The organism is Marinibacterium sp. SX1, assembly GCF_050389775.1.
GTDB lineage: Bacteria > Pseudomonadota > Alphaproteobacteria > Rhodobacterales > Rhodobacteraceae > Marinibacterium.
In genome coordinates, this window is the sequence record NZ_CP177144.1 from 3,638,122 (window position 1) to 3,656,928 (window position 18,807).

General features: G+C 68.7%; 16 protein-coding genes. 6 read left to right on the plus strand and 10 right to left on the minus strand.

From position 1 onward, the window contains the following. Window positions 1–8: 8 nt before the first annotated feature. From ACK3BB_RS16410 to ygiD, 6 genes are all read right to left on the minus strand, one after another. The gene (locus ACK3BB_RS16410) at window positions 9–1,022 is read right to left on the minus strand and encodes a TRAP transporter substrate-binding protein (protein WP_428925713.1); all 1,014 of its coding nucleotides are present in this window, start codon (window positions 1,020–1,022) and stop codon (window positions 9–11) included. 436 nt (window positions 1,023–1,458) lie between these two features. Beyond that, a complete protein-coding gene (locus ACK3BB_RS16415) occupies window positions 1,459–2,208 on the minus strand; it encodes an SDR family NAD(P)-dependent oxidoreductase (RefSeq protein ID WP_428925714.1) in 750 nt (249 codons plus the stop codon). 90 nt (window positions 2,209–2,298) lie between these two features. Further along, window positions 2,299–2,661 carry a hypothetical protein gene (locus ACK3BB_RS16420; RefSeq protein ID WP_428925715.1) on the minus strand — a complete coding sequence of 121 codons (363 nt, stop codon included), beginning with the start codon at window positions 2,659–2,661 and terminating at the stop codon, window positions 2,299–2,301. Window positions 2,662–2,683: 22 nt separating this feature from the next. Then, window positions 2,684–3,895, minus strand: a complete 1,212-nt coding sequence (locus tag ACK3BB_RS16425; RefSeq protein ID WP_428925716.1) for an acyl-CoA dehydrogenase family protein — start codon at window positions 3,893–3,895, stop codon at window positions 2,684–2,686. A 411-nt stretch (window positions 3,896–4,306) separates the two neighbouring features. Then, the gene (locus ACK3BB_RS16430) at window positions 4,307–5,269 is read right to left on the minus strand and encodes a glutathione S-transferase family protein (RefSeq protein WP_428925717.1); all 963 of its coding nucleotides are present in this window, start codon (window positions 5,267–5,269) and stop codon (window positions 4,307–4,309) included. A 20-nt stretch (window positions 5,270–5,289) separates the two neighbouring features. After that, window positions 5,290–6,111: a 4,5-DOPA dioxygenase extradiol gene (ygiD, locus tag ACK3BB_RS16435; RefSeq protein WP_428925718.1), complete on the minus strand. Its 822-nt coding sequence runs from the start codon at window positions 6,109–6,111 to the stop codon at window positions 5,290–5,292. 114 nt (window positions 6,112–6,225) lie between these two features. On the opposite strand from ygiD, the gene ACK3BB_RS16440 reads away from it, so the two are divergent. Next, window positions 6,226–7,134, plus strand: coding sequence for a LysR substrate-binding domain-containing protein (locus ACK3BB_RS16440; RefSeq protein WP_428925719.1), 909 nt, complete (start codon window positions 6,226–6,228; stop codon window positions 7,132–7,134). Window positions 7,135–7,548: 414 nt separating this feature from the next. Then, window positions 7,549–8,070 carry a GNAT family N-acetyltransferase gene (locus ACK3BB_RS16445; RefSeq protein WP_428925720.1) on the plus strand — a complete coding sequence of 174 codons (522 nt, stop codon included), beginning with the start codon at window positions 7,549–7,551 and terminating at the stop codon, window positions 8,068–8,070. Window positions 8,071–8,092: 22 nt separating this feature from the next. Here ACK3BB_RS16445 and ACK3BB_RS16450 read toward each other — a convergent pair whose 3' ends face one another. Continuing rightward, window positions 8,093–9,040: a LysR substrate-binding domain-containing protein gene (locus ACK3BB_RS16450; protein WP_428925721.1), complete on the minus strand. Its 948-nt coding sequence runs from the start codon at window positions 9,038–9,040 to the stop codon at window positions 8,093–8,095. Between the two features lie 193 nt (window positions 9,041–9,233). Here ACK3BB_RS16450 and katG point away from each other — a divergent pair, with 193 nt between their 5' ends. Both katG and rpe read left to right on the plus strand, forming a co-directional pair. Then, complete coding sequence (katG, locus tag ACK3BB_RS16455; RefSeq protein ID WP_428925722.1) at window positions 9,234–11,402, plus strand: catalase/peroxidase HPI; 2,169 nt, start codon at window positions 9,234–9,236, stop codon at window positions 11,400–11,402. Window positions 11,403–11,567: 165 nt separating this feature from the next. Next, complete coding sequence (rpe, locus tag ACK3BB_RS16460) at window positions 11,568–12,251, plus strand: ribulose-phosphate 3-epimerase (protein WP_428925723.1); 684 nt, start codon at window positions 11,568–11,570, stop codon at window positions 12,249–12,251. A 446-nt stretch (window positions 12,252–12,697) separates the two neighbouring features. Here rpe and ACK3BB_RS16465 read toward each other — a convergent pair whose 3' ends face one another. After that, window positions 12,698–13,363, minus strand: coding sequence for a hypothetical protein (locus tag ACK3BB_RS16465; RefSeq protein WP_428925724.1), 666 nt, complete (start codon window positions 13,361–13,363; stop codon window positions 12,698–12,700). Window positions 13,364–13,784: 421 nt separating this feature from the next. Here ACK3BB_RS16465 and ACK3BB_RS16470 point away from each other — a divergent pair, with 421 nt between their 5' ends. Beyond that, window positions 13,785–14,978 (plus strand): S8 family serine peptidase, encoded by a 1,194-nt coding sequence (locus tag ACK3BB_RS16470; protein ID WP_428925725.1) that lies wholly within the window; start codon window positions 13,785–13,787, stop codon window positions 14,976–14,978. A gap of 123 nt (window positions 14,979–15,101) precedes the next feature. After that, window positions 15,102–15,737 carry a hypothetical protein gene (locus tag ACK3BB_RS16475; protein ID WP_428925726.1) on the plus strand — a complete coding sequence of 212 codons (636 nt, stop codon included), beginning with the start codon at window positions 15,102–15,104 and terminating at the stop codon, window positions 15,735–15,737. A gap of 170 nt (window positions 15,738–15,907) precedes the next feature. On the opposite strand, the gene ACK3BB_RS16480 is transcribed toward ACK3BB_RS16475, so the two are convergent. Both ACK3BB_RS16480 and ACK3BB_RS16485 read right to left on the minus strand, forming a co-directional pair. Further along, on the minus strand, window positions 15,908–16,450 hold the full coding sequence (locus ACK3BB_RS16480; protein ID WP_428925727.1) for an RNA polymerase sigma factor: 543 nt from the start codon (window positions 16,448–16,450) through the stop codon (window positions 15,908–15,910). A gap of 153 nt (window positions 16,451–16,603) precedes the next feature. Beyond that, window positions 16,604–18,610: a calcium-binding protein gene (locus ACK3BB_RS16485; protein WP_428925728.1), complete on the minus strand. Its 2,007-nt coding sequence runs from the start codon at window positions 18,608–18,610 to the stop codon at window positions 16,604–16,606. Between the last annotated feature and the right edge of the window lie 197 nt (window positions 18,611–18,807).

An 18,807-nucleotide genomic window follows, 5' to 3' on the forward strand; every position in this document is an offset into this window, starting at 1 on the left:
GGCGGGCTTCATTCGCCGCCCGACACCTTGGCGATTTCCGCCTTGAGCATGTCATAGGCCGCCTGGGCATCCACCCCGGTCTCGCCCACTTCGGCCAGCTTGGCATCGACCACCGGCTGCAGCGCCGTGGTCCAGGCCTCGATCTGGGCCTCGGTGGCCGGCACGACATCGACCTGGCCGTCCATCGCGGCCAGCCCTGCGGCATCGGCCTTGTCCCACATCTGGCCGGCCATGCGGGCCAGGGCCTCGCCGGTCACGCTGTCGATCTGCTCTTGCTGCTCGGGCGTCAGGCTGTCCCACTTGGCCTTGTTCATGACGATGTAGAACGAGGTGTTGTACAGCCCGCCGGGCACCGAGATGCCATCGGTCAGCTGGGGGATCAGCTTGAAGAAGCTCACCGATTCATAGGGGAAGAGGATGCCGTCGGCCACGCCCTGGCTCAGCAGTTCATAGGCCTTGGACGACGGGCCTTCGACCGGAACGGCGCCCAGGGTGGTGGCCACCTCGTGCACGATGCCGCCGCCGACCCGCAGTTTCTGGCCCTGCAGCACGTCGGCCGAGGCCACGTCGCCGGATTTCAGAAAGATCTCGCCCGGGCCATGGGTGAAGACGGCCAGCACCTTGACCTGGTCGTATTCGCCGGCGTCCTTCAGCATGGCCTCGAAGACCCGCCAATAGGCCACCGACACGGCCTCGGCACTGTCGCCCAGGAAGGGCAGCTCGGCGATGTTCGTGGTCTTGAACCGGCCGGCATTGTAGCCCTGCACGCCAAAGGTGATGTCGGCCACGCCATTGACGGCGAAATCGAAATGCGCAGGCGGCGGGCCCAGCGGCGCAGGCAGGATGTTGGCCGTGACCGACCCGCCGGTGGCCTCGGCGATCTGTTCGGTCATCGGCACGACAACCTCGGCAACCAGCGGATGCGCCGGGGGCAGCCAGTTGGCAACGGTCAGGACCGTCTGGGCGCTTGCGGCGGCGGCCAGGCACAGGCTGACGGCCGTGGCGGAGAGAAGGTGTTTCATTGGGTCATCCCTGTTGGTGGATCGTCTGGTGTCTGTTCATCGGCCCGGTTGCCCGGCTCGTTTTTCTTGTGGCCCATTTCTTGTGGCCCATCGGTCTTGTGGCCCGTCTTGCTTCATTGTGGCCCGTCTTGATTGTGGCCCGTTTTCGGTGGCCCGTTTCGCATCCCGTCCGTTCGGCCCGCCGTGAGCGCGGCGGGCCGAACGGCTGGCCAAGTCGTCCCCGGCTTCGGGCCGGTCGTCAAGCCCGCGCCGAGGGCAGACAGCGCCGCGCCGCGTGCCCCGCCCGGGCCATGGGCAAAGCGGCGGCAGGTCGGGCGCACGCCGGCCCTGGCACCCTGCCCCGCAGCGCCCCTGCCTATATGCGCACCGGCCCCGCAACACCCTGAGCCCCGCGCCTCGGCACCGGCCCACCGGACGCCCCCGGCACCTGCGCGGCTCAGCGCATGTAGAGCCCGCCGTTGACGTCCCAGCAGGCGCCCGTGACAAAGGCCGCATCGGGCGAACACAGCATGCGCACCATCGAGGCCACGAAATCGGGCGCGCCCAGCTGGCCCACGGGCAGGTTGGCCAGAAAACCCTCCATCCGGTCGCCCACGATGTCATGCACCATCGGCGTGTCCATCGGCCCCGGCGAAATGGCGTTGCAGGTGATCCCGAACGGCGCCAGGTCGCGGGCAAAGACCTTGGTCAGGGTCAGGATCGCGCCCTTGGACGCCGCGTAATGCGCCCCCGTGGCCGTGCCCCCGTTCTGCCCGGCCAGCGAGGCCATGTTGACGATCCGCCCATAGCCCCGGTCCTTGAAATGCCGCCCGAAGGCCTGGCAGCCCGCAAAGGTCGACCCGGCATTGATGGCCATGATTCGGTTGAACTCGTCCGGCGCGATCTCCAGCACCGGCCGGGCCTGGGTCACCGCCGCGTTGTTGACCAGCACCTCGGCCCCGCCCCAGCGCGTCACGACGCGCTCCAGCAGGTCGTCGAAAGCCCCCGGCGCGGCCACGTCCATCGTCACGGCCATCACCGTCGCGCCCGTGCCATCGAGCTCGGCAGCCAGCGCCTCGGCCGCCGGGCCGTCGAGATCGGCGATGACCAGTTGGTATCCCGCCGCGTGCAGGGCCCGGCTGGCCGCCGCGCCAAAACCCTTTGCCCCGCCGGTGATCACCGCTGTCTGTGCTGCTGTCTCGTCCACCCCGGTGCCCCCTGTTCCTCTGTCACCTGTCGGGCCTCGCGGCCCCTGTCGCCCCGGCCGGCCACCCCCGCGGGCCGCCGGCCGCCCGGATCACAGCCGGGGGATTTCCAGCGCCCGGCCCATGCGGGCCTCGACGGTCATGTATTTCCACAGCCGGTCGTTGCCCTCGCCCACCACGATCGTGCGCAGCAGGTTGCAGGCCGCCTGCACGGCCTCGCGGTCGGGGAAATCGGCCAGGATGTACCAGGTGAACGGAAAGCCCACCGAGGCCCCGACCATGGTCTGGTCATCGTCGAACGTGCCGACGATCTCGACCCCGTCCATCTGGTCGATCCCGGCCATCAGCTCCTGGGTGGCCTTCCAGACCGGGCCGATCTGGTCGAAGGGCAGCGAGAAGAAGGCCGCGTGGTTGTTGAAACACAGCAGGGTGCGCAGTTTCGGCGTGTCGCTCATCTGGTTGGATCCTCTTGGAAACTCAGGGGAAGCCCGGGGGCGTCTGCTCCCCGAACATGGCCGCGCCGGCGGCGGTCCAGGTGCCTTCGCCCATGAAGGCATGCTGGGCCACGCAGGCCGCATCGACCATCAGACGGCCCAGCGGGTGGCCGGCCATCATCGCGCTGGCCCCGCCCATCAGAAAGGCCTGGCGCGCGGCCTCGGCCCCGTCATGGGCAGCCATGGTCGAGGCCAGGCGCAGCTGGACATGGGTGTCGCGGCTGACCTCTGGCTGGTGCTGCAGCTCGTCCCAGGCCCGGGCCGTGACATCGTAGAACCGGGCGCGGGCGCCGGCCAGCGTGGCCTCGGCCCGGGCCAGGTGGGCCTGGACATAGGGCCGCTGGCCCGGGCCGGGCGCGCCGGTGATCGACGCCTTCTGCGCCGCGTCGGAGCGGATGTGATCCAGCGCCTCGCGCGCGGCCCCAAGCGCCACGACGGCCAGCACCTGGGCCGCCAGGGCCATGGCCGGATAGCGGAAGATCGTGTCGTCCATCGTCGATTTCGACCCGCGGATAAAGGTCCAGTCCTCGGGCACGACGACCTTGTCGGCCACCAGGTCATGGCTGCCCGTGCCCCGCAGGCCGATCGTGTCCCAGGTCTCGTCGATGGTCACGCTGGCGCGGGGCATGACGGCCGTGCGCGGCAGGGGCGAGCCTTCGCCGTCCAGCTTGATGCCCCCGCCCAGCAGGTCCGCGCCCATCGACCCCGAGCACCAAGACCAGCGGCCCGACACCTCGATGCCCCCGGCCACGCGGCTGGCGGGCTGGGGCGGGAACAGGCCGCCGGCAAAGACCGTGTCGGGATTGCCGCCGTAGATCTCGGCAAAGGTCGCCTCGGGCAGGGCCGCGAGATAGGTCGAGGACACGCCAAAGCTGGCCACCCAGCCCGCCGAGGGATCGGCCGCCGACAGGGTTTCGATCATGGCCAGGAAATCCATCGGCGTCAGGGCATCGCCGCCGAAACGCGCCGGCACGAAGGCCCGGTAGATGCCGATTTCCTTGAACCCCGCGACCACGTCGGCCGGGATGTGGCGCAGCCGGTCGAACTCGGCCCGCCGGGCGCGGATATCGGCACAGAGCTCGGTCATCCGGGCGGTTGCGGCGGTGCCCGGGGGTGCCGGGACGCGGGCCGGAAGGGCCGAGGACCCGGGCTGGGCGCCGGGCTGCAACATGGGCGTGGAAGCTGTGATCGTCATGGCGCCTCGCATGGCTGATTAGGTGAATATTACTGCAAATTTCCCAATCGCCTAGAAATTTTCTGTCGCCAGCCTGCGCAGGAAGGGTCATCGCTGTCGTCCAGGCCTGCCCTTCCCGGTATATTTCAAGCCTAAAACAATGACTTGTATCGCCCGCGCGGAAAATATGAGCAAGGTCTCTTTCCTGCCCGTTCCGCAGGCACCAGACCCTGCTTCCCGACCCCATTCCTCATGCAAATCGGCCCGCGATGCCCCGGGAAACCCCCGCGACCAACGCCTGCGGCCCCGCGATTCGCCGCGCCACGCGCGACGCGAATGGCGCCCACACAAAGACCGGCGCAGGGTCCTCCCATCGCCGGTCATTTTAGGTGAAAAGTATTCCATTCCGCCGAAGCCATCCCCGGCGCGGCTTCAGTCCCCGGCCAGCAACGCGGCAACGTGGTCCGGCCCGACCGGCCGGATGCCCGTCGGATTGAGCGCCTTGATCGAATAGTAACCGGCCACGATGTGATCCATGTTCACCGTGTCCCGCACCCCGGGCAGGGCCAGCATGCGCCGCAGGTAGGCCGACAGGCGCGGATAGGCGGCAATCGCCCGGCGGTTGGTCTTGAACAGCCCGTGATAGGCCGCGTCAAAGCGGATCAGCGTGACAAAGGCCCGGATGTCGCTTTCGGTCAGCCGGTCGCCAAAGAGGAAATCGCCGGTCAGCTGGTCTTCCAGCGCGTCAAGCATCTCGAAGACCCCGGCCACGGCCTCGTCATAGGCGGCCTGGGTCGTGGCAAACCCGGCCTTGTAGACCCCGTTGTTGAGCAGATCGTAGAGCCGCGGGTTCAGCGCGTCGATCCCGGCGGCCAGGTCCTGCGGATAGAGCCGCAGATCCGATGGCACCAGCTCTTCAAAGGCCGTGTCCAGCATGCGCAGGATGTCGGCGCTTTCATTGTTGACCAGCCGGCCCGTGGCCATGTCCCACAGCACCGGCACCGTGGCCCGGCCGGTGAACCGGGGATCGGCCCGGGTGTACAATTCGTGGATATGGCCGGCCCCGAAAAGCGGGTCGTCATCGGCGCCCGGATAGCCGCCGAACCGCCAGCCCTGGTCGGTCAGCACCGGGTTGACCACGGTGACCGGGATGAGAGCCTGCAAGCCCTTCAGCGCCCGGGCCATCAGCGCGCGCGAGGCCCAGGGGCAGATCAGCGCGACATAGAGCCGATAGCGCCCGGCCTCGGCGCGAAACCCGCCCTCGCCGGTCGGGCCGGGCCGGCCATCGGGCGTGATCCAGTGGCGAAAGCTCGACACCTGGCGGACGAACCGCCCCTGGTCGTCGGCCTTTTGCACGGGCTGCCAATCTTCGGTCCATTTGCCATCGACAAGCATGGCGGTGCTCCTTTTCCCGGTCAGGCGTGAAAGACGAAACTGCGCATCGAGACCGACCCCAGGTCGATGCTGTCGGTCATGAAGACCAGATCGTCGCGTGCATCGGCCGCCCCGGCGACGGTCAGCGCCGGCAGGTAATGTTCCAGCGACGGATGGGCGATGCGCAACAGCTCGCCCTGCCCCGCCCGGTCGGCCAGGGCGTCGATGTCGCGGTCGGCCAGGCGTTCGGCGAAATGTCTGTCGAATTCCACCGCCCAGTCATGCGGCCGGCCGCCCATGCGCATGGCCCTGAGGTTGTGCACGACATTGCCCGACCCCAGGATCAGCACCCCCCGGTCGCGCAGCTGCGACAGCAGGCGGCCGGTCTCGACATGCCAGGGCAGATCACGGGTGATGTCGAGCGACAGCTGAAAGACCGGCACATCGGCCTGCGGGTAAAGCCAGCTGAGCACCGACCAGGCGCCATGGTCCAGCCCCCAGCGGTCATCCCCCTCGGCATGGTGGCTGGCCAGCAGGCTGGCCACTTCGCGGGCCAGCTCCGGAGCACCCTGGGCCGGGTAGAGCTGTTCATGCAAGGCCTCGGGGAAGCCGTGGAAATCGTGGATCGTGCGGGGCATGGCCGACACATCGACCAGCGTGCTGCCCCGGGTCATCCAATGGGCCGACACGACCAGGATGGCTGCCGGCCGGGGCAGGATCTCGCCCAGCCCGGCCCAGCTGCGCGAATAGGCATTGTCATCGAGCGCGTTCATCGGGCTGCCATGGCCCAGGAACACAACAGGCATGCGCGCCGACAACGGCAGGCTGTCCCTGAGACGGCGAAGACCTTCGGTGGCGGACATGGGCGGGCTCCTTTCCCCGGGCGGCGTGGTGATACCGGCAATATGCGCCTTGCGTGGCCGGCATGAAATGGAGATGGTATGGAATGACTATCCACATCATGTTCCGAATAACCCATGGACCTTCTTGACGGGCTGAACGCCTTCGTGGCCACCGCACGCAGCGGGTCCTTTACCGGGGCAGCCGAACGGCTGGGCCTGTCGAACCGGCTGACATCGAAATACGTGGCCGAGCTCGAGGCCCGGCTGGGCGTGCGGCTGTTCCAGCGCACGACCCGGCGGGTCGGGCTGACCCCGGCGGGCGAAGAGCTGATGCGCCGGGCGCCGGCCCTGCTCGACGAGTTGTCCGAGATGCTGGCTGCCGTGGGTGACGGCGATGGCGACGGTGCGCAGGGGCTGACCGGCCCGCTGCGGCTGAGCGCGCCGCTGGATTTCGGAGAGGTCTATGTCAAGGATCTGCTGATCCGGTTCACCCGGGCCCACCCCGGGCTCAGCATCGACCTGCGGCTGAGCGACAGCTACACCGACCTGGCCCGCGAGGGGATCGACCTGGCCTTTCGCATCGGCGAGACGGACGTGTCATCGATGAAACTGGCCCGGCTGGGCGAGATCGAGAACCGGCTGGTGGCCAGCCCCGATTACATCGCCCGCCACGGCGCGCCGCAGCGGCCCGAGGACCTCGGCGGGCACGATTGCATCGTCGACACCAACCGCCGCCGGCCGTCGCACTGGGCCTTTCGCCACGCGGGCCGGCCGGTCGAGGTGGCGGTGTCGGGCGGATTCAGCGTCAATTCGGCCCATGTCGCCCGCGACTTGGCCATGGCCGGGCGCGGCGTGGCCTATTGCCCGCGCTTCGTGTTGGGCCGGGCGATCGAGGACGGGCGGCTGGTGCGCCTGCTCGAAGGACAGGAAGGCCCGGCCCATCCGCTGTCGGCGGCCTATCTCGAAGGCCGCACCCTGCCGCGCAAGGTCCGGGCGCTGATCGATTTCGCCCGGGTCGACATCCGCAGCGCCGGGGTGCTTTAGCCCGGTCGCGGCGCCGGCCATGCAATGGCCCAAGCAGCGACACCGGCCGTCGGCCTTGCACTCAGCGCGTTGCAACAGGGCCATCCCCGGACCAAACCCCACCCAGCAACCGGGCCTTGCCATTCGGGCCCACCCTGCACTCTACTTTCGCCCCTCGGACATCCGGCGACCGCCGAATGGCTCCCGCGCCCGCGACCCTCTTGCCGGAAGGACCTCGACCCGACGGCCCTGCCCGGCAGGACACCTCTCTCCAACAAACCGCGCGCTCCGCGACCGCGCCCGCCCAAACGGCCCGACCGCCGGGCCCTTCCGCCATTCGTGATCACAGGTGAGCGCCCGGCCGGCGCTTGCACGCTTGACCGTGCCGGCGCGCTGGCCTTTGTGATCACGACACGAAAGCCAGGAACCAAGGCCATGACGCGCCCTCTTGCCCAACCGCCCGCCGACACCGCCCCGCACCCCGGCGGGCCGGTCATCACCTTTGCCCGCCTGCCGGCCATCGACCCGGACCTGCTGGTCGCCCACATGTCCGATCCGCGGGTCATCGCCCACCTGCCGCTGCTGACAGACCCCTTCGACGCCGCCATGGCCGCCCGCTTTGTCGCGGCCAAGGAAGCCTGCTGGCTGCGCGACGGGCTGGGTCACTGGGCCTTCCTGGCCGATGGGCAATATGTCGGCTGGGGCGGGTTCCAGAAGGAAGACGGCGAATGGGATTTCGGACTGGTGCTGACCGGCGACGCCTTTGGGCTTGGCCGTCGGATCACCGCCCAGGCGCTGGATTTCGCCCGCCGGGACGCGCGCATGCCTTACGTGACCTTCCTGCTGCCCCCGTCGCGCCGCCACCTCGGCGCGCTGCGCCGGCTGGGCGCCCAGCCGATGGGCCGGGTCGTGCATGACGGCCAGGAATTCCTGAAGTTCCGCCTGGACACGGCCTGACCGGCCGACCCGGCGCGCGGCTTCAGCCCGGGGCCATCCCACCGGCCCGGGCCCCGGAACCACCGCCCAGGTCCGCCCCCATCTCCAGCCCGACATCGCGCACCACGTCGGCCACCCGGTCGAGGTGATCGGCCAGCGGCGAGCTGCGGCGCCAGACCATGCCGATGGTCCGCGTCGGCCGGGGCCGCGACAGCCGGGCGACCGAAACCATGGCCGAACGGGTTTCGATCGGCACGGCCATTTCCGGGATCAGCGTGATGCCGATCCCCGCCCCGACCATCTGCACCAGCGTCGACAGCGATGAGCCTTCCATCAGCTCGCGCGTGACCGACGGCGTCAGCTGGCAGAACGACAGCGCCTGGTCGCGGAAGCAATGGCCCTCTTCCAGCAGCAGCAGGCGCATCTCGCGCAGGGTGTCCGGCGCGGGCACCGGCTCGTTGGCCTCCGACAGCGGCCGGACCAGCACGAATTCCTCGTCAAAGAGCGCACGTTCCTCCAGCGCCGGTTCCGAGACCGGCAGCGCCACGATGGCCGCATCCAGCCGGCCCTTGAGCAGATCGTCGATCAGCCGTCCGGTCACCGCCTCGCGCGGGCGCGGATCGAGATCGGGGAAATGGGTGGCAAAGGCCCCGATCAGGCGGGGCAGAAGATAGGGCGCAACGGTGGGAATCACCCCCAGCCGCAGCCGCCCCGACAGCGAACCATGGGCCGTGCGGGCCAGGTCTTCGATCTCGTCGACCTGGCGCAGGATCTCGCGCGCCCGCTCGGCCAGCAGCTCGCCCAGCCCGGTCAGCCGGATGCGCCGGGCGGTGCGGTCGATCAGCGGCGCACCCAGCAGGGCTTCGAGTTCCTTCATCTGGACCGACAACGCCGGCTGCGAGATCGAACAGGCCTCGGCGGCCAGTCCGAAATGGCCGTGACGGGCCAGCGCCTCGAAATATCGCAGGTGTTTCATGGTCAGATTTATCATAGGAAAAACTTATCATGACGATCAGGAAATACAACTTAACTTTATGGTCAGACATGGTATCAGGGGCGCTGAACGGAGACGCTCCGGTGCCTGCTCCGGATGGACGACAGAGGGCGCCGCACCGGGTTCCGTCGGCACGACAGCCAACGACCAGAAGGCCGCGACACCGGCCTTGTCAGCAAAGGAGTACAACATGGACGGCAACGATATCCCCGCCGGCAAATGCCCGGTGATGCACGGTGGCATGACCGCATCGGGCAAGACCGTGACGGACTGGTGGCCGAACGCGCTCAACTTCGACATCCTGCACCAGCAGGACATCAAGACCAAACCGCTGGGCACCGATTTCGATTACCGCAAGGAACTGGAATCGCTCGACGTCGAAGCGCTGAAGGATGACCTGCGCAAGCTGATGACCGACAGCCAGGAATGGTGGCCGGCCGACTGGGGCTCCTACGTCGGCATGTTCGCCCGGGTCGCATGGCACGCGGCCGGCTCGTATCGCCTGGCTGACGGCCGTGGCGGTGGCGGCACCGGCAACCAGCGCTTTGCGCCGCTGAACTCCTGGCCGGACAACGTCAACACCGACAAGGGCCGCCGCCTGCTGTGGCCGATCAAGAAGAAATACGGCAACAAGATCTCCTGGGCCGACCTGATGATCCTGTCGGGCACGATCGCCTATGAAGTGGCCGGCCTGAAGACCTTTGGCTTTGCCTTCGGTCGCGAAGACATCTGGCATCCCGAAAAGGACACCTACTGGGGTGACGAGCGGGAATGGCTGGCGCCGTCCGACAACCGCTACGGCGACCTGACCGATCCGACCTCGCTGGCCAACCCGCTGTCGGCCGTGCAGATGGGCCTGATCTACGTCAACCCCGAGGGCGTGAACGGCAACCCCGACCCGATGCGCACGGCGTCGATGATCCGCGAGACCTTTGCGCGGATGGCGATGAACGACGAGGAAACCGCGGCGCTGACCGCCGGTGGCCACACCATCGGCAAGAGCCACGGCAACGGTGACGCCGAGAACCTGTCGGCCGACCCCGAAGCCGCCGGCCTCGAAGCCCAGGGCATGGGCTGGTTCAACACCAAGGGCCGTGGCGTCGGCCGCGACACCGTGGTGTCGGGCATCGAAGGCGCCTGGACGACCAACCCGACCAAGTTCGACATGGGCTGGTTCGACATGCTGTTCGGCTACGAATGGGAGCTGACCAAGTCGCCCGCCGGGGCCAACCAGTGGAAGCCGATCGACATCAAGGAAGAGGACATGCCCGCCGACGTCGAGGACCCCTCGATCAAGTGCATGCCGATGATGACCGATGCGGACATGGCGATGAAGGTCGACCCGACCTACAACGCGATCTGCCAGAAGTTCATCGCCGATCCCGACTACTTTGCCGATACCTTCGCCCGCGCCTGGTTCAAGCTGACCCACCGCGACATGGGCCCCAAGGTCCGCTACTTCGGTCCCGACGTGCCCAGCGAAGACCTGATCTGGCAGGATCCGGTGCCCGCCGGCTCGACCTCGTATGATGTCGATGCCGTCAAGGCCAAGATCGCCGCGGCCGGCCTGTCGCTGACCGACATGGTCAACACAGCCTGGGACAGCGCCCGCACCTATCGCGGGTCGGACATGCGCGGCGGGGCCAACGGCGCCCGCATCCGCCTGGCCCCCCAGAAGGACTGGGCCGGCAACGAGCCCGAGCGCCTGGCCCGCGTGCTGTCGGTGCTGGAACCCATCGCGGCCGAGACCGGGGCATCGGTGGCAGATGTCATCGTGCTGGCCGGCAATGTCGGTGTCGAACAGGCGGCCAAGGCGGCCGGTTATGACGTCACCGTGCCCTTCACCCCGGGCCGGGGCGATGCCACCGACGAGATGACCGATGCCGAAAGCTTCGATCCGCTCGAACCGCTGGCCGATGGCTTCCGCAACTGGCAGAAGGAAGACTATGTCGTCAGCCCCGAGGAAATGCTCCTGGACCGCGCCCAGCTGATGGGCCTGACCGCCGGCGAGATGACCTGCCTGATGGGCGGCATGCGGGCGATGGGCACCAACCACGGCGGCTCGGCCCATGGTGTCTTCACCGACAAGGTCGGCGCGCTGACCCCGGATTTCTTCACCACCCTGACCGACATGTCCTACAGCTGGGTCCCGGTCGAAGGTGGCACCTACGAGATCCGCGAGCGCACCACGGGCGACGTCAAGTTCACCGCGACGCGCGTCGACCTGGTGTTCGGCTCGAACTCGATCCTGCGGGCCTATGCCGAGGTCTATGCCCAGGACGACAACGCCGAGAAGTTCGTCAACGACTTCGTCACCTGCTGGACCAAGGTGATGGACGCCGACCGCTTCGACGCCTGATCCCGGCCATCCCTGCCCCCTGACCGGGGGCAGAGCACATCCTTGACGCCCCGGCCCGGCTTGCCCCGGCCGGGGCGTCTCAGTATGAGACAGCCTGTCTGCCGCCGCACAGGTTGCCACCTGCGCGCACCGATGCCACAGGGCTATACCCCGGGGAGGGCTCTCATGCCGTTTGACCGTTCCATCAAGATCGCACCGTCCATCCTGTCCGCCGACTTCGCCGATTTCGGGCGCGAGATCCGGGCCATCGAGGCGCAGGGCGCCGATTGGGTCCATGTCGACGTGATGGACGGGCATTTCGTGCCCAACCTGACCTTCGGCCCGCCGGCCGTGAAGGCCTTTCGCCGCCATGTGAAGACGGTGATGGACGTGCACCTGATGATCGCGCCGGTCGATCCCTACATCGATGCCTATGCCGATGCCGGGGCCGACATCCTGACCGCCCATGTCGAGGCCGGCCCGCATATCCACCGCACGTTGCAGGCCATCCGTGCGGCCGGCATGAAGGCCGGCGTGGCGCTGAACCCGGGCACCCCGGCCGAGGCCGTGGCCGAGCTGCTCGACCTGGCCGACCTGGTCTGCGTGATGACGGTGAACCCCGGTTTCGGCGGCCAGAAGTTCCTGGACATGACAGCCAAGGTCCGCCGCCTGCGCGAGATGATCGGCGACCGCGAGATCCATATCGAGATCGACGGCGGGGTCGATCCGACCACCGCGCCGCTGGTCGCCGCCGCCGGGGCCGATGTGCTGGTGGCCGGCTCGGCCGTCTTCCGCGGCGGGTCGGTCGACGATCCCGCGCCCTATGGCGCCAACATCGCAGCCATCCGCGCCGCGGCCCAGGGCGCCTGATCGCGCCCGGTCAGACCTGACCGCGCCCGGTGCCCCCCGAACGGTGGCCGGGCGCAGTCACGGCCGTTCGATGGCCGGTCCGCCCGGTCCCCTCTGTCGGACGGCTGATCCCCCTGATCGCCCCTGTTCGATGGCTGCTCCGCCCGGTCACGCCTGTCGATGACCGGGCCGTGATCGCAGCTGTTTCATGGCCGGTCCACCCCGTCAGTCCCATCAGACGACCGCCCCGCAGTCACCGGCTTTGGACCGTCAATCCACCCGGTCGCGCCTGTTCGACGTGACCGCCGCATCCGGTCGCACCTCTGCGCTGATCGGCCCTCCCTCCACATGACAAGGCCCGGCAGGCTGAACCTGCCGGGCCTTTCACTGTCCCGTTGCGTACCCCTCGCGGGCGCGCCGATCGTAGGTGCCGGCCTGTTTGCGCGCCGCGGTCCCGTCGCGGAGGCTTACGCCCCCTGCGCGGTCTCGTCTGCCACCGGCCGGATGCCGGCATTGGCCTCGCATTCGCGCGTGGCCTGCAGCGCCTCGGCGCTGCCGTCGAGGCTGATCACCGTTTCCAGCTCCTTGCCCCACATCTTGACCGTGCTGGTCACGTAACCCGCGCTGGTGATGAAATCCTGGCTGGGCGATTTCACGAAGGCCCCGGTATAGGCCTGCCCCCCGGCCCGCTGACGCCGGCCCAGCTTGCCCGTCTGGCTCAGGTCGCCGACGGTCAGCGTGGTCTTCTGCCGGCCCTGGCGGAAGGCGTCGGGCAGCTGGGTATAGACGGCCATGAAGGCCTCGGTCTCGTCGCTGGTCTTGCCGAATTGCACGGCGTTCATGTTGGCGTCGAACTTCTCGGCCAGGCAGGTGCCGCTGCTGCTGTTGTGGAAGATGAACCACCCGCCGGACTGGCCGTACATGTGGAAGACATCGCCCGACGCCGGCAGGCCGGCCTTTTCGGCCTCGCCCGATCCGCCCAGGCTGCTGCCCAGTCCGGCAATCGTGTCGACCGAGTTCGACAGGGCATTGGCAAACCGGTTGGCCAGGCGCAGCTCGGCCGAGGCCGAGGTCGCGCCGACAAGGGACGTGGCCGCCAGGGTGGCGGCAAGCGCAAGATGCATTGCTTTCATGGTCGGTCCTTTTTCACTCATTCTTCGTTGACTGCTCGAAGCCTCGGGCGATGTCGTTGCACCGCCGGACGGACATACCATAACACGCAAACCGGCCCCGCCTGAGATACCTTGTCACCAAGCCTGCCGGGAGTGTGCCATTTTTGTGTCGTCTTTTCCGTGGGTTCCGGGGTGTTCTTCAGCCGGACACCAGACTTGCCCCCGGGTAAGGCCCGAGGCACAGATTGTGGTAGGCCCACCCGCGCGTCCCTATCCGGCCCCAAGGCCGCCCCGCACCGCAGATCGCGTCAAATCCGGGCCGAACCGGGCCGCTCCGGGGGCGGAACGCGGCCGGATGGGGGATGCGCGCCGGAAAAGGCTGGCTTTTCCGGCCCAATCGGGCAAGCAGGACAGGCGCAGCACAAGCAGGGAGGCCGGGGCCATGAAGCGAGAACAGCAAGGGACAACGGCCAGGCCGCTGGCCGCGCTGGTGATGGCCGTGGCCTTGCTGGCCGGCTGTGTCGCCGACCATCCCGACCCGCCGCCGGCCTCGCAGATCCGGGCCGATGCGGCCAACGTGGTCGACGCCCGCGAGATCGTCGCGCTGGTGCCCGGCCGGGCCGCTGCCGACCGGCTGGACCGAGGCGCCCGGGGACAGGGCTTTGGCTTTCGCGAACGGGTCGAGCTGGCCGGCATCGGCCTGTGGATGCTGCGCTACGAGATCCCCGCCCCGCTGGACGGGCCCGGGGCGATTGCCGCGCTCGAGGCCATCGAGCCCGCGGCCACCGCCGGGGTCAACCATGCCTATGTGCCCGCCGCCGCGACGCCCGCCCCGCAGACCACCGTCGCCGACCGGTTCGATTATGCCAGCGCGCTGATGCACTGGCCCGCCGGCGGCTGCCCGGCGCGCGGCCCGATCGGCATGCTCGACACCGGCGTCGATCCGGCCCTGGCCGCCCGGACCGGCACCCGCATCGAGACCGGCGATTTCGCCCGGGGCGCGCCCGGCCCCGACAGCCACGGCACCGAGGTCGCCGCCGTCCTGCTCGACCCGCGCCGCCTGCAGGGCACGGCGCTTTACGCCGCCGATGTCATCGGGCGTTCGGCCCGGGGCCGCGAGGAGGCCGGGGTCGACAGCCTGCTCCGCGCGCTCGACTGGCTGGCCGCCCATGATGTGCGGCTGGTCAACATCAGCCTGGCCGGGCCCTACAACAAGCTGCTCGACCGGGGGGTCGACCGGGCCGTGGCCCGGGGCATGATCATCGTGGCGGCAGTGGGCAATGACGGCGCCGGGGCGGCGCCGCGCTATCCCGCCGCCCTGCCCAATGTCGTGGCCGTGACGGCCGTGGACGCCCGGGGCCGGATCTATGACAAGGCCGTGCGCGGGGCCCATGTCGATGCCGCCGCGCCGGGCGTCGACATCTATGTCGACACCGGGGGCGCCGGCCATTTCGTCTCGGGCACCTCGATGGCCGTGCCTTTCGTCACCGCGCGCATTGCCGCCGATCCCGCGCTCTACGGCGCACCGGCCGGGGCGATCCGCCAGCGGCTGGGGGCCAGCACGATCGACCTGGGCCAGCCCGGGCGCGATGCGACCTATGGCGCGGGGCTGGTCGTGGCCGGGCCGGATTGCTGAGGAAAATGTGCCCCGGAGCACGATCCGGCGCTTGAAATTTGAACCGATCGGCCCTGTCATGCGACCCAATGTCAGGGCCGGCCGGGATGGACCGGCGCGGGACAACACGAAGGAGCTCTGGACATGTCCGGACATGGGGACCACGGGGAAGACCGCCCCGGCGAAGAGGCGCTGCTGGACTATATCGCCGGGCGCCTGCCCGGCCCGGACAGGGCGGCGATCGACCGGGCGGCGGCGGCGGATCCCGACCTGGCCGCCGAGCTGGCCGTGATGCAGGGGCTCCGCAATGTCATGCAACAGGACCAGGACGAGCTGGCCCCCGGCGAGCTGGGCTGGAAGCGGCTGGAACGGGCCATGGCCGCGCAGGACGCACAGGATGCACAGACCCGGGGCCTGGCCCCTGCCCCGTCACCGGCCGTTCGCCGGACGCCGACATGGGCGGTGGCGGCCGGTGCGGCGGTGGCCGCGGTGATCGGCTGGCAATTCCTGGCCACGCCCCTGATCGACGGGCCCGGCGCGGGCTATGGCACGGCCAGCGGCCCGACCGCGGCGGCCTTTGTCCTGACCGTGGGTTTTGCGCCCCAGGCCACCGAGGCCGAGCTGCGCGGGCTGCTCGATGCCACCGGCGGGCGCATCGTCGACGGGCCGAGCGCCCTGGGCCTGTGGCAGGTGGCCTATGACGATGACACCGCCCGGGCCGCCGCCCTGCAGACCTTTGCCGACAGCCCGGCCCTCGTGGCCCATGTCCAGGCCGACTGAACCGCGCGCCGGCCCGTCCCCGGGCCGGCCAAGCCCGCCCCCGTCTCCGCGCAGTCCATCCCCGATGGGCTGCGTTTTGCTTTTGGGGTCACTCCTGTCGCCCGACTGTTACCAATCAGGCTTCCCGCCTTTGTCCCGCCGGCCTTCGCCCCGGCTTTCGCCGGCCGCAGTCACACCGTCACGGCCTCGCGCGTCAGGCAGCGCATCAGCAGCTTCTTGGCATGGTGGATGCGCGTCTTGATCGTGCCCACCGGCACGCCCTCGACCTCGGCCGCCTGCGGGTATGACAGGTCCTCGTAGAAGGCCAGCCGCACCGCGCTCTGCTGCACCTCGGGCAGCTTGCCCAGGCAGGCCTTCAGCTTGCGCGCATCCGCCGCCGCTTCCATCACCGCCTGGGCCGAGGGGCTGTCATCGGCCAGCGTGTCGTCGGGCGCGTCGCGCAGGCTGACCCGCTGGGCCTTGCGCACCCGGTCCACGGCCTTGTTGCGCGCGATGCCGTAAAGCCAGGTCTTGACCGACGATTGCCCCCGGAACCGCCCGGCCGCCTTCCAGACCTCGAGAAAGGCCTCCTGCATCACGTCGGCCGCCTCGAAGGCATCGCCCAGCCGCAGCTTGATGAACCGGTAAAGCCCGGCCTGGTGGCGTTCGTAGAAGACCTTCATCGCCGCCCGGTCGCCCTGGCCGATGCGGGTCAGCAGTTCTGCATCCTGCACCGGATCCTCCCCCGCATCGTCTCGCTTGCTGTCACTTGCATCATCCGTATTTCTCTTTCCACGACAAGACGGACCCCGCCGGCTGGGGCCGACGGGGTCCAGGTTTGCCCCGGAGATTGCGAAAGACGGGGCAAACCGTCCCTTTGCGGCCCGTTACAGGCCGAAATCCTGGGCGCTGAACTGGTCCAGCTGCTGATCGGCAAAGGTCAGGCTGTCGGTGCCGATGGTCAGCACGACGTCATCCTCGACCTGTTCCAGGCTGCCGGCCACGTCAAAGCCCAGCGGCAACTCGACGGCCAGCTCGACCAGGTCGACGCCCTGTTCGAAATCGGTGATCACGTCGTCGCCACCCGAGAAGACAAAGACATCCGCCCCGCTGCCGCCGGTCAGCAGGTCGTTGTCCGCCCCGCCGTCGATCCGGTCGTCGGTATTGCCGCCGGTGATCGTGTCGTCGCCCGTCCCGCCGTTCAGCTGCAGCACGGCCGTGGTGGCCAGGTCTTCGGCCGCAATGATCGTGTCATTGCCGCCGCCGCCGTTCAGCTCGATGATCTCGGTGGTCGAAATGTCGATGGTGAACTGGCCGAAATTGGTCCGGGCAAAGTCGAAATCGGCGCCATCGGCATTCAGCTCGAAGACATCGTCGCCGCCGTCCGACCCGTTGACCACGGCCCGGTCCAGCCCCTTGCCGCCGTTCATGACATCCGACCCGTCACCGTTGTTCCAGATCATCGTGTCCTGGCCGGCCCCGCCGTTCATCTCGTCGGCTCCGCGAAAGCCCACCAGCACGTCGTTGCCCGCTCCGCCGTTCAGCAGGTCGTCGCCGTCGCCGCCGGTGATCTGGTCGTTGCCCTCGCCGCCGAAGAGGCGCAGCGAAATCAGGTCGGCCAGGCCTTCGCCCCCGGTGATCACGTCGTCACCGCCACCGCCAAAGACTTCGAGCACCTCGGTCGTGCCGATATCCAGGGTGAATTCCCCCAGGTTGGTGCGCGCGAAATCCACCCGGCCGTCCTCGCCGGCCGCGATCTCGAAGACATCGCCGCTGCCGTTCGAGCCGTTGACCTGGGCGGTGTCCTTGCCGGTGCCGCCTTCCATCACGTCGGAGCCGTCGCCGTTGTTCCAGATCATCCGGTCGGCCCCGGCATTGCCCTGCATGATGTCGTTGCCCTTGGCCCCGACCAGCACGTCATTGCCCTTGCCGCCCGACATGAGGTCGTCGCCGTCGCCGCCGGTGATCTGGTCGTTGCCGGCATTGCCCGACAGTTCCAGCGTGATCAGGTCGGCCAGCCCTTCGCTGCCGGTGATCACGTCGTCACCGCCGCCGCCGTTGACCTCCAGCACCTCGGTCGTACCGATATCCAGGGTGAAATTGCCGAAATTGGTGCGCGCGAAATCGACCCGGCCATCCTCGCCCGCGCCGATCTCGAAGACATCGCCGTTGCTGCCCGAGCCGTTGACCTCGGCGGTGTCGATCCCGACGCCGCCTTCCATCACGTCCGAGCCGTCGCCGTTGTTCCAGATCATCCGGTCGTTGCCGGCATTGCCTTGCATGATGTCATTGCCCCGGGCGCCGACCAGCACGTCGTCGCCCCGGCCGCCCGACAACAGGTCGTCGCCGTCGCCGCCGGTGATCTGGTCGTTGCCGTCATTGCCCGACAGCACCAACTGGATCAGGTCGGCCAGCCCTTCGCCCGCGGTGATCACGTCGTCACCGCCACCGCCGTTGACCTCCAGCACTTCTGTCGTGCCGATATCCAGGGTGAAATTGCCGAAATTGGTGCGCGCGAAATCGACCCGGCCATCCTCGCCGGCCGCGATCTCGAACACGTCGCCGGCATCGGAGGACCCGTTGACCTCGACGGTGTCGAACCCGTCGCCGCCTTCCATCACGTCGGAGCCGTCGCCGTTGTTCCAGATCATCCGGTCGTCGCCGTCGCCGCCGTCCATGATGTCGTTGCCGCGATCGCCGATCAGCGTGTCGTCGCCATCCATGCCCAGAAGGGTGTCATCATCGTCGCCGCCGCGGATGACGTCGTCGCCGCCAAAACCGGCCACGATGTCCTCGCCGGCCAGGGCGTCGATGATATCCGCACCGCTGCTGCCCAGGACCAGGTCATTGGCATCGCTTTCGGTGCCGGGGTTTGCCACGTTCTCAATTGCCATAAGAAAATACTCCTTGAAAGACCGGCAATGCCCTTGCCTGCATTGCTGATCATCAGTCGTGCCGCGCAGGACCTCGGTTCAAAGAATTTTCGCGATGGGCACCCGGACGCCGGCCAGAGGGGAAGAATGGGCCGTCGGCCCAACTGGGCGACAGCCGGAGCGGGCCGCCGCCACGCCGAAAGGCCGCCGCCCCTGCG

What these genes read in the sequence shown, in the direction of transcription:
- katG (WP_428925722.1), top strand. Translation starts at nt 9,234, where the DNA reads ATGGACGGCAACGATATCCCCGCCGGCAAATGCCCGGTGATGCACGGT.
- ACK3BB_RS16470 (WP_428925725.1), top strand. Translation starts at nt 13,785, where the DNA reads ATGAAGCGAGAACAGCAAGGGACAACGGCCAGGCCGCTGGCCGCGCTG.
- ACK3BB_RS16430 (WP_428925717.1), bottom strand. Translation starts at nt 5,269, where the DNA reads ATGCTTGTCGATGGCAAATGGACCGAAGATTGGCAGCCCGTGCAAAAG.
- ACK3BB_RS16450 (WP_428925721.1), bottom strand. Translation starts at nt 9,040, where the DNA reads ATGATAAATCTGACCATGAAACACCTGCGATATTTCGAGGCGCTGGCC.
- ACK3BB_RS16425 (WP_428925716.1), bottom strand. Translation starts at nt 3,895, where the DNA reads ATGACGATCACAGCTTCCACGCCCATGTTGCAGCCCGGCGCCCAGCCC.
- rpe (WP_428925723.1), top strand. Translation starts at nt 11,568, where the DNA reads ATGCCGTTTGACCGTTCCATCAAGATCGCACCGTCCATCCTGTCCGCC.
- ACK3BB_RS16410 (WP_428925713.1), bottom strand. Translation starts at nt 1,022, where the DNA reads ATGAAACACCTTCTCTCCGCCACGGCCGTCAGCCTGTGCCTGGCCGCC.
- ACK3BB_RS16475 (WP_428925726.1), top strand. Translation starts at nt 15,102, where the DNA reads ATGTCCGGACATGGGGACCACGGGGAAGACCGCCCCGGCGAAGAGGCG.
- ACK3BB_RS16445 (WP_428925720.1), top strand. Translation starts at nt 7,549, where the DNA reads ATGACGCGCCCTCTTGCCCAACCGCCCGCCGACACCGCCCCGCACCCC.
- ygiD (WP_428925718.1), bottom strand. Translation starts at nt 6,111, where the DNA reads ATGTCCGCCACCGAAGGTCTTCGCCGTCTCAGGGACAGCCTGCCGTTG.
- ACK3BB_RS16420 (WP_428925715.1), bottom strand. Translation starts at nt 2,661, where the DNA reads ATGAGCGACACGCCGAAACTGCGCACCCTGCTGTGTTTCAACAACCAC.
- ACK3BB_RS16440 (WP_428925719.1), top strand. Translation starts at nt 6,226, where the DNA reads ATGGACCTTCTTGACGGGCTGAACGCCTTCGTGGCCACCGCACGCAGC.
- ACK3BB_RS16485 (WP_428925728.1), bottom strand. Translation starts at nt 18,610, where the DNA reads ATGGCAATTGAGAACGTGGCAAACCCCGGCACCGAAAGCGATGCCAAT.
- ACK3BB_RS16465 (WP_428925724.1), bottom strand. Translation starts at nt 13,363, where the DNA reads ATGAAAGCAATGCATCTTGCGCTTGCCGCCACCCTGGCGGCCACGTCC.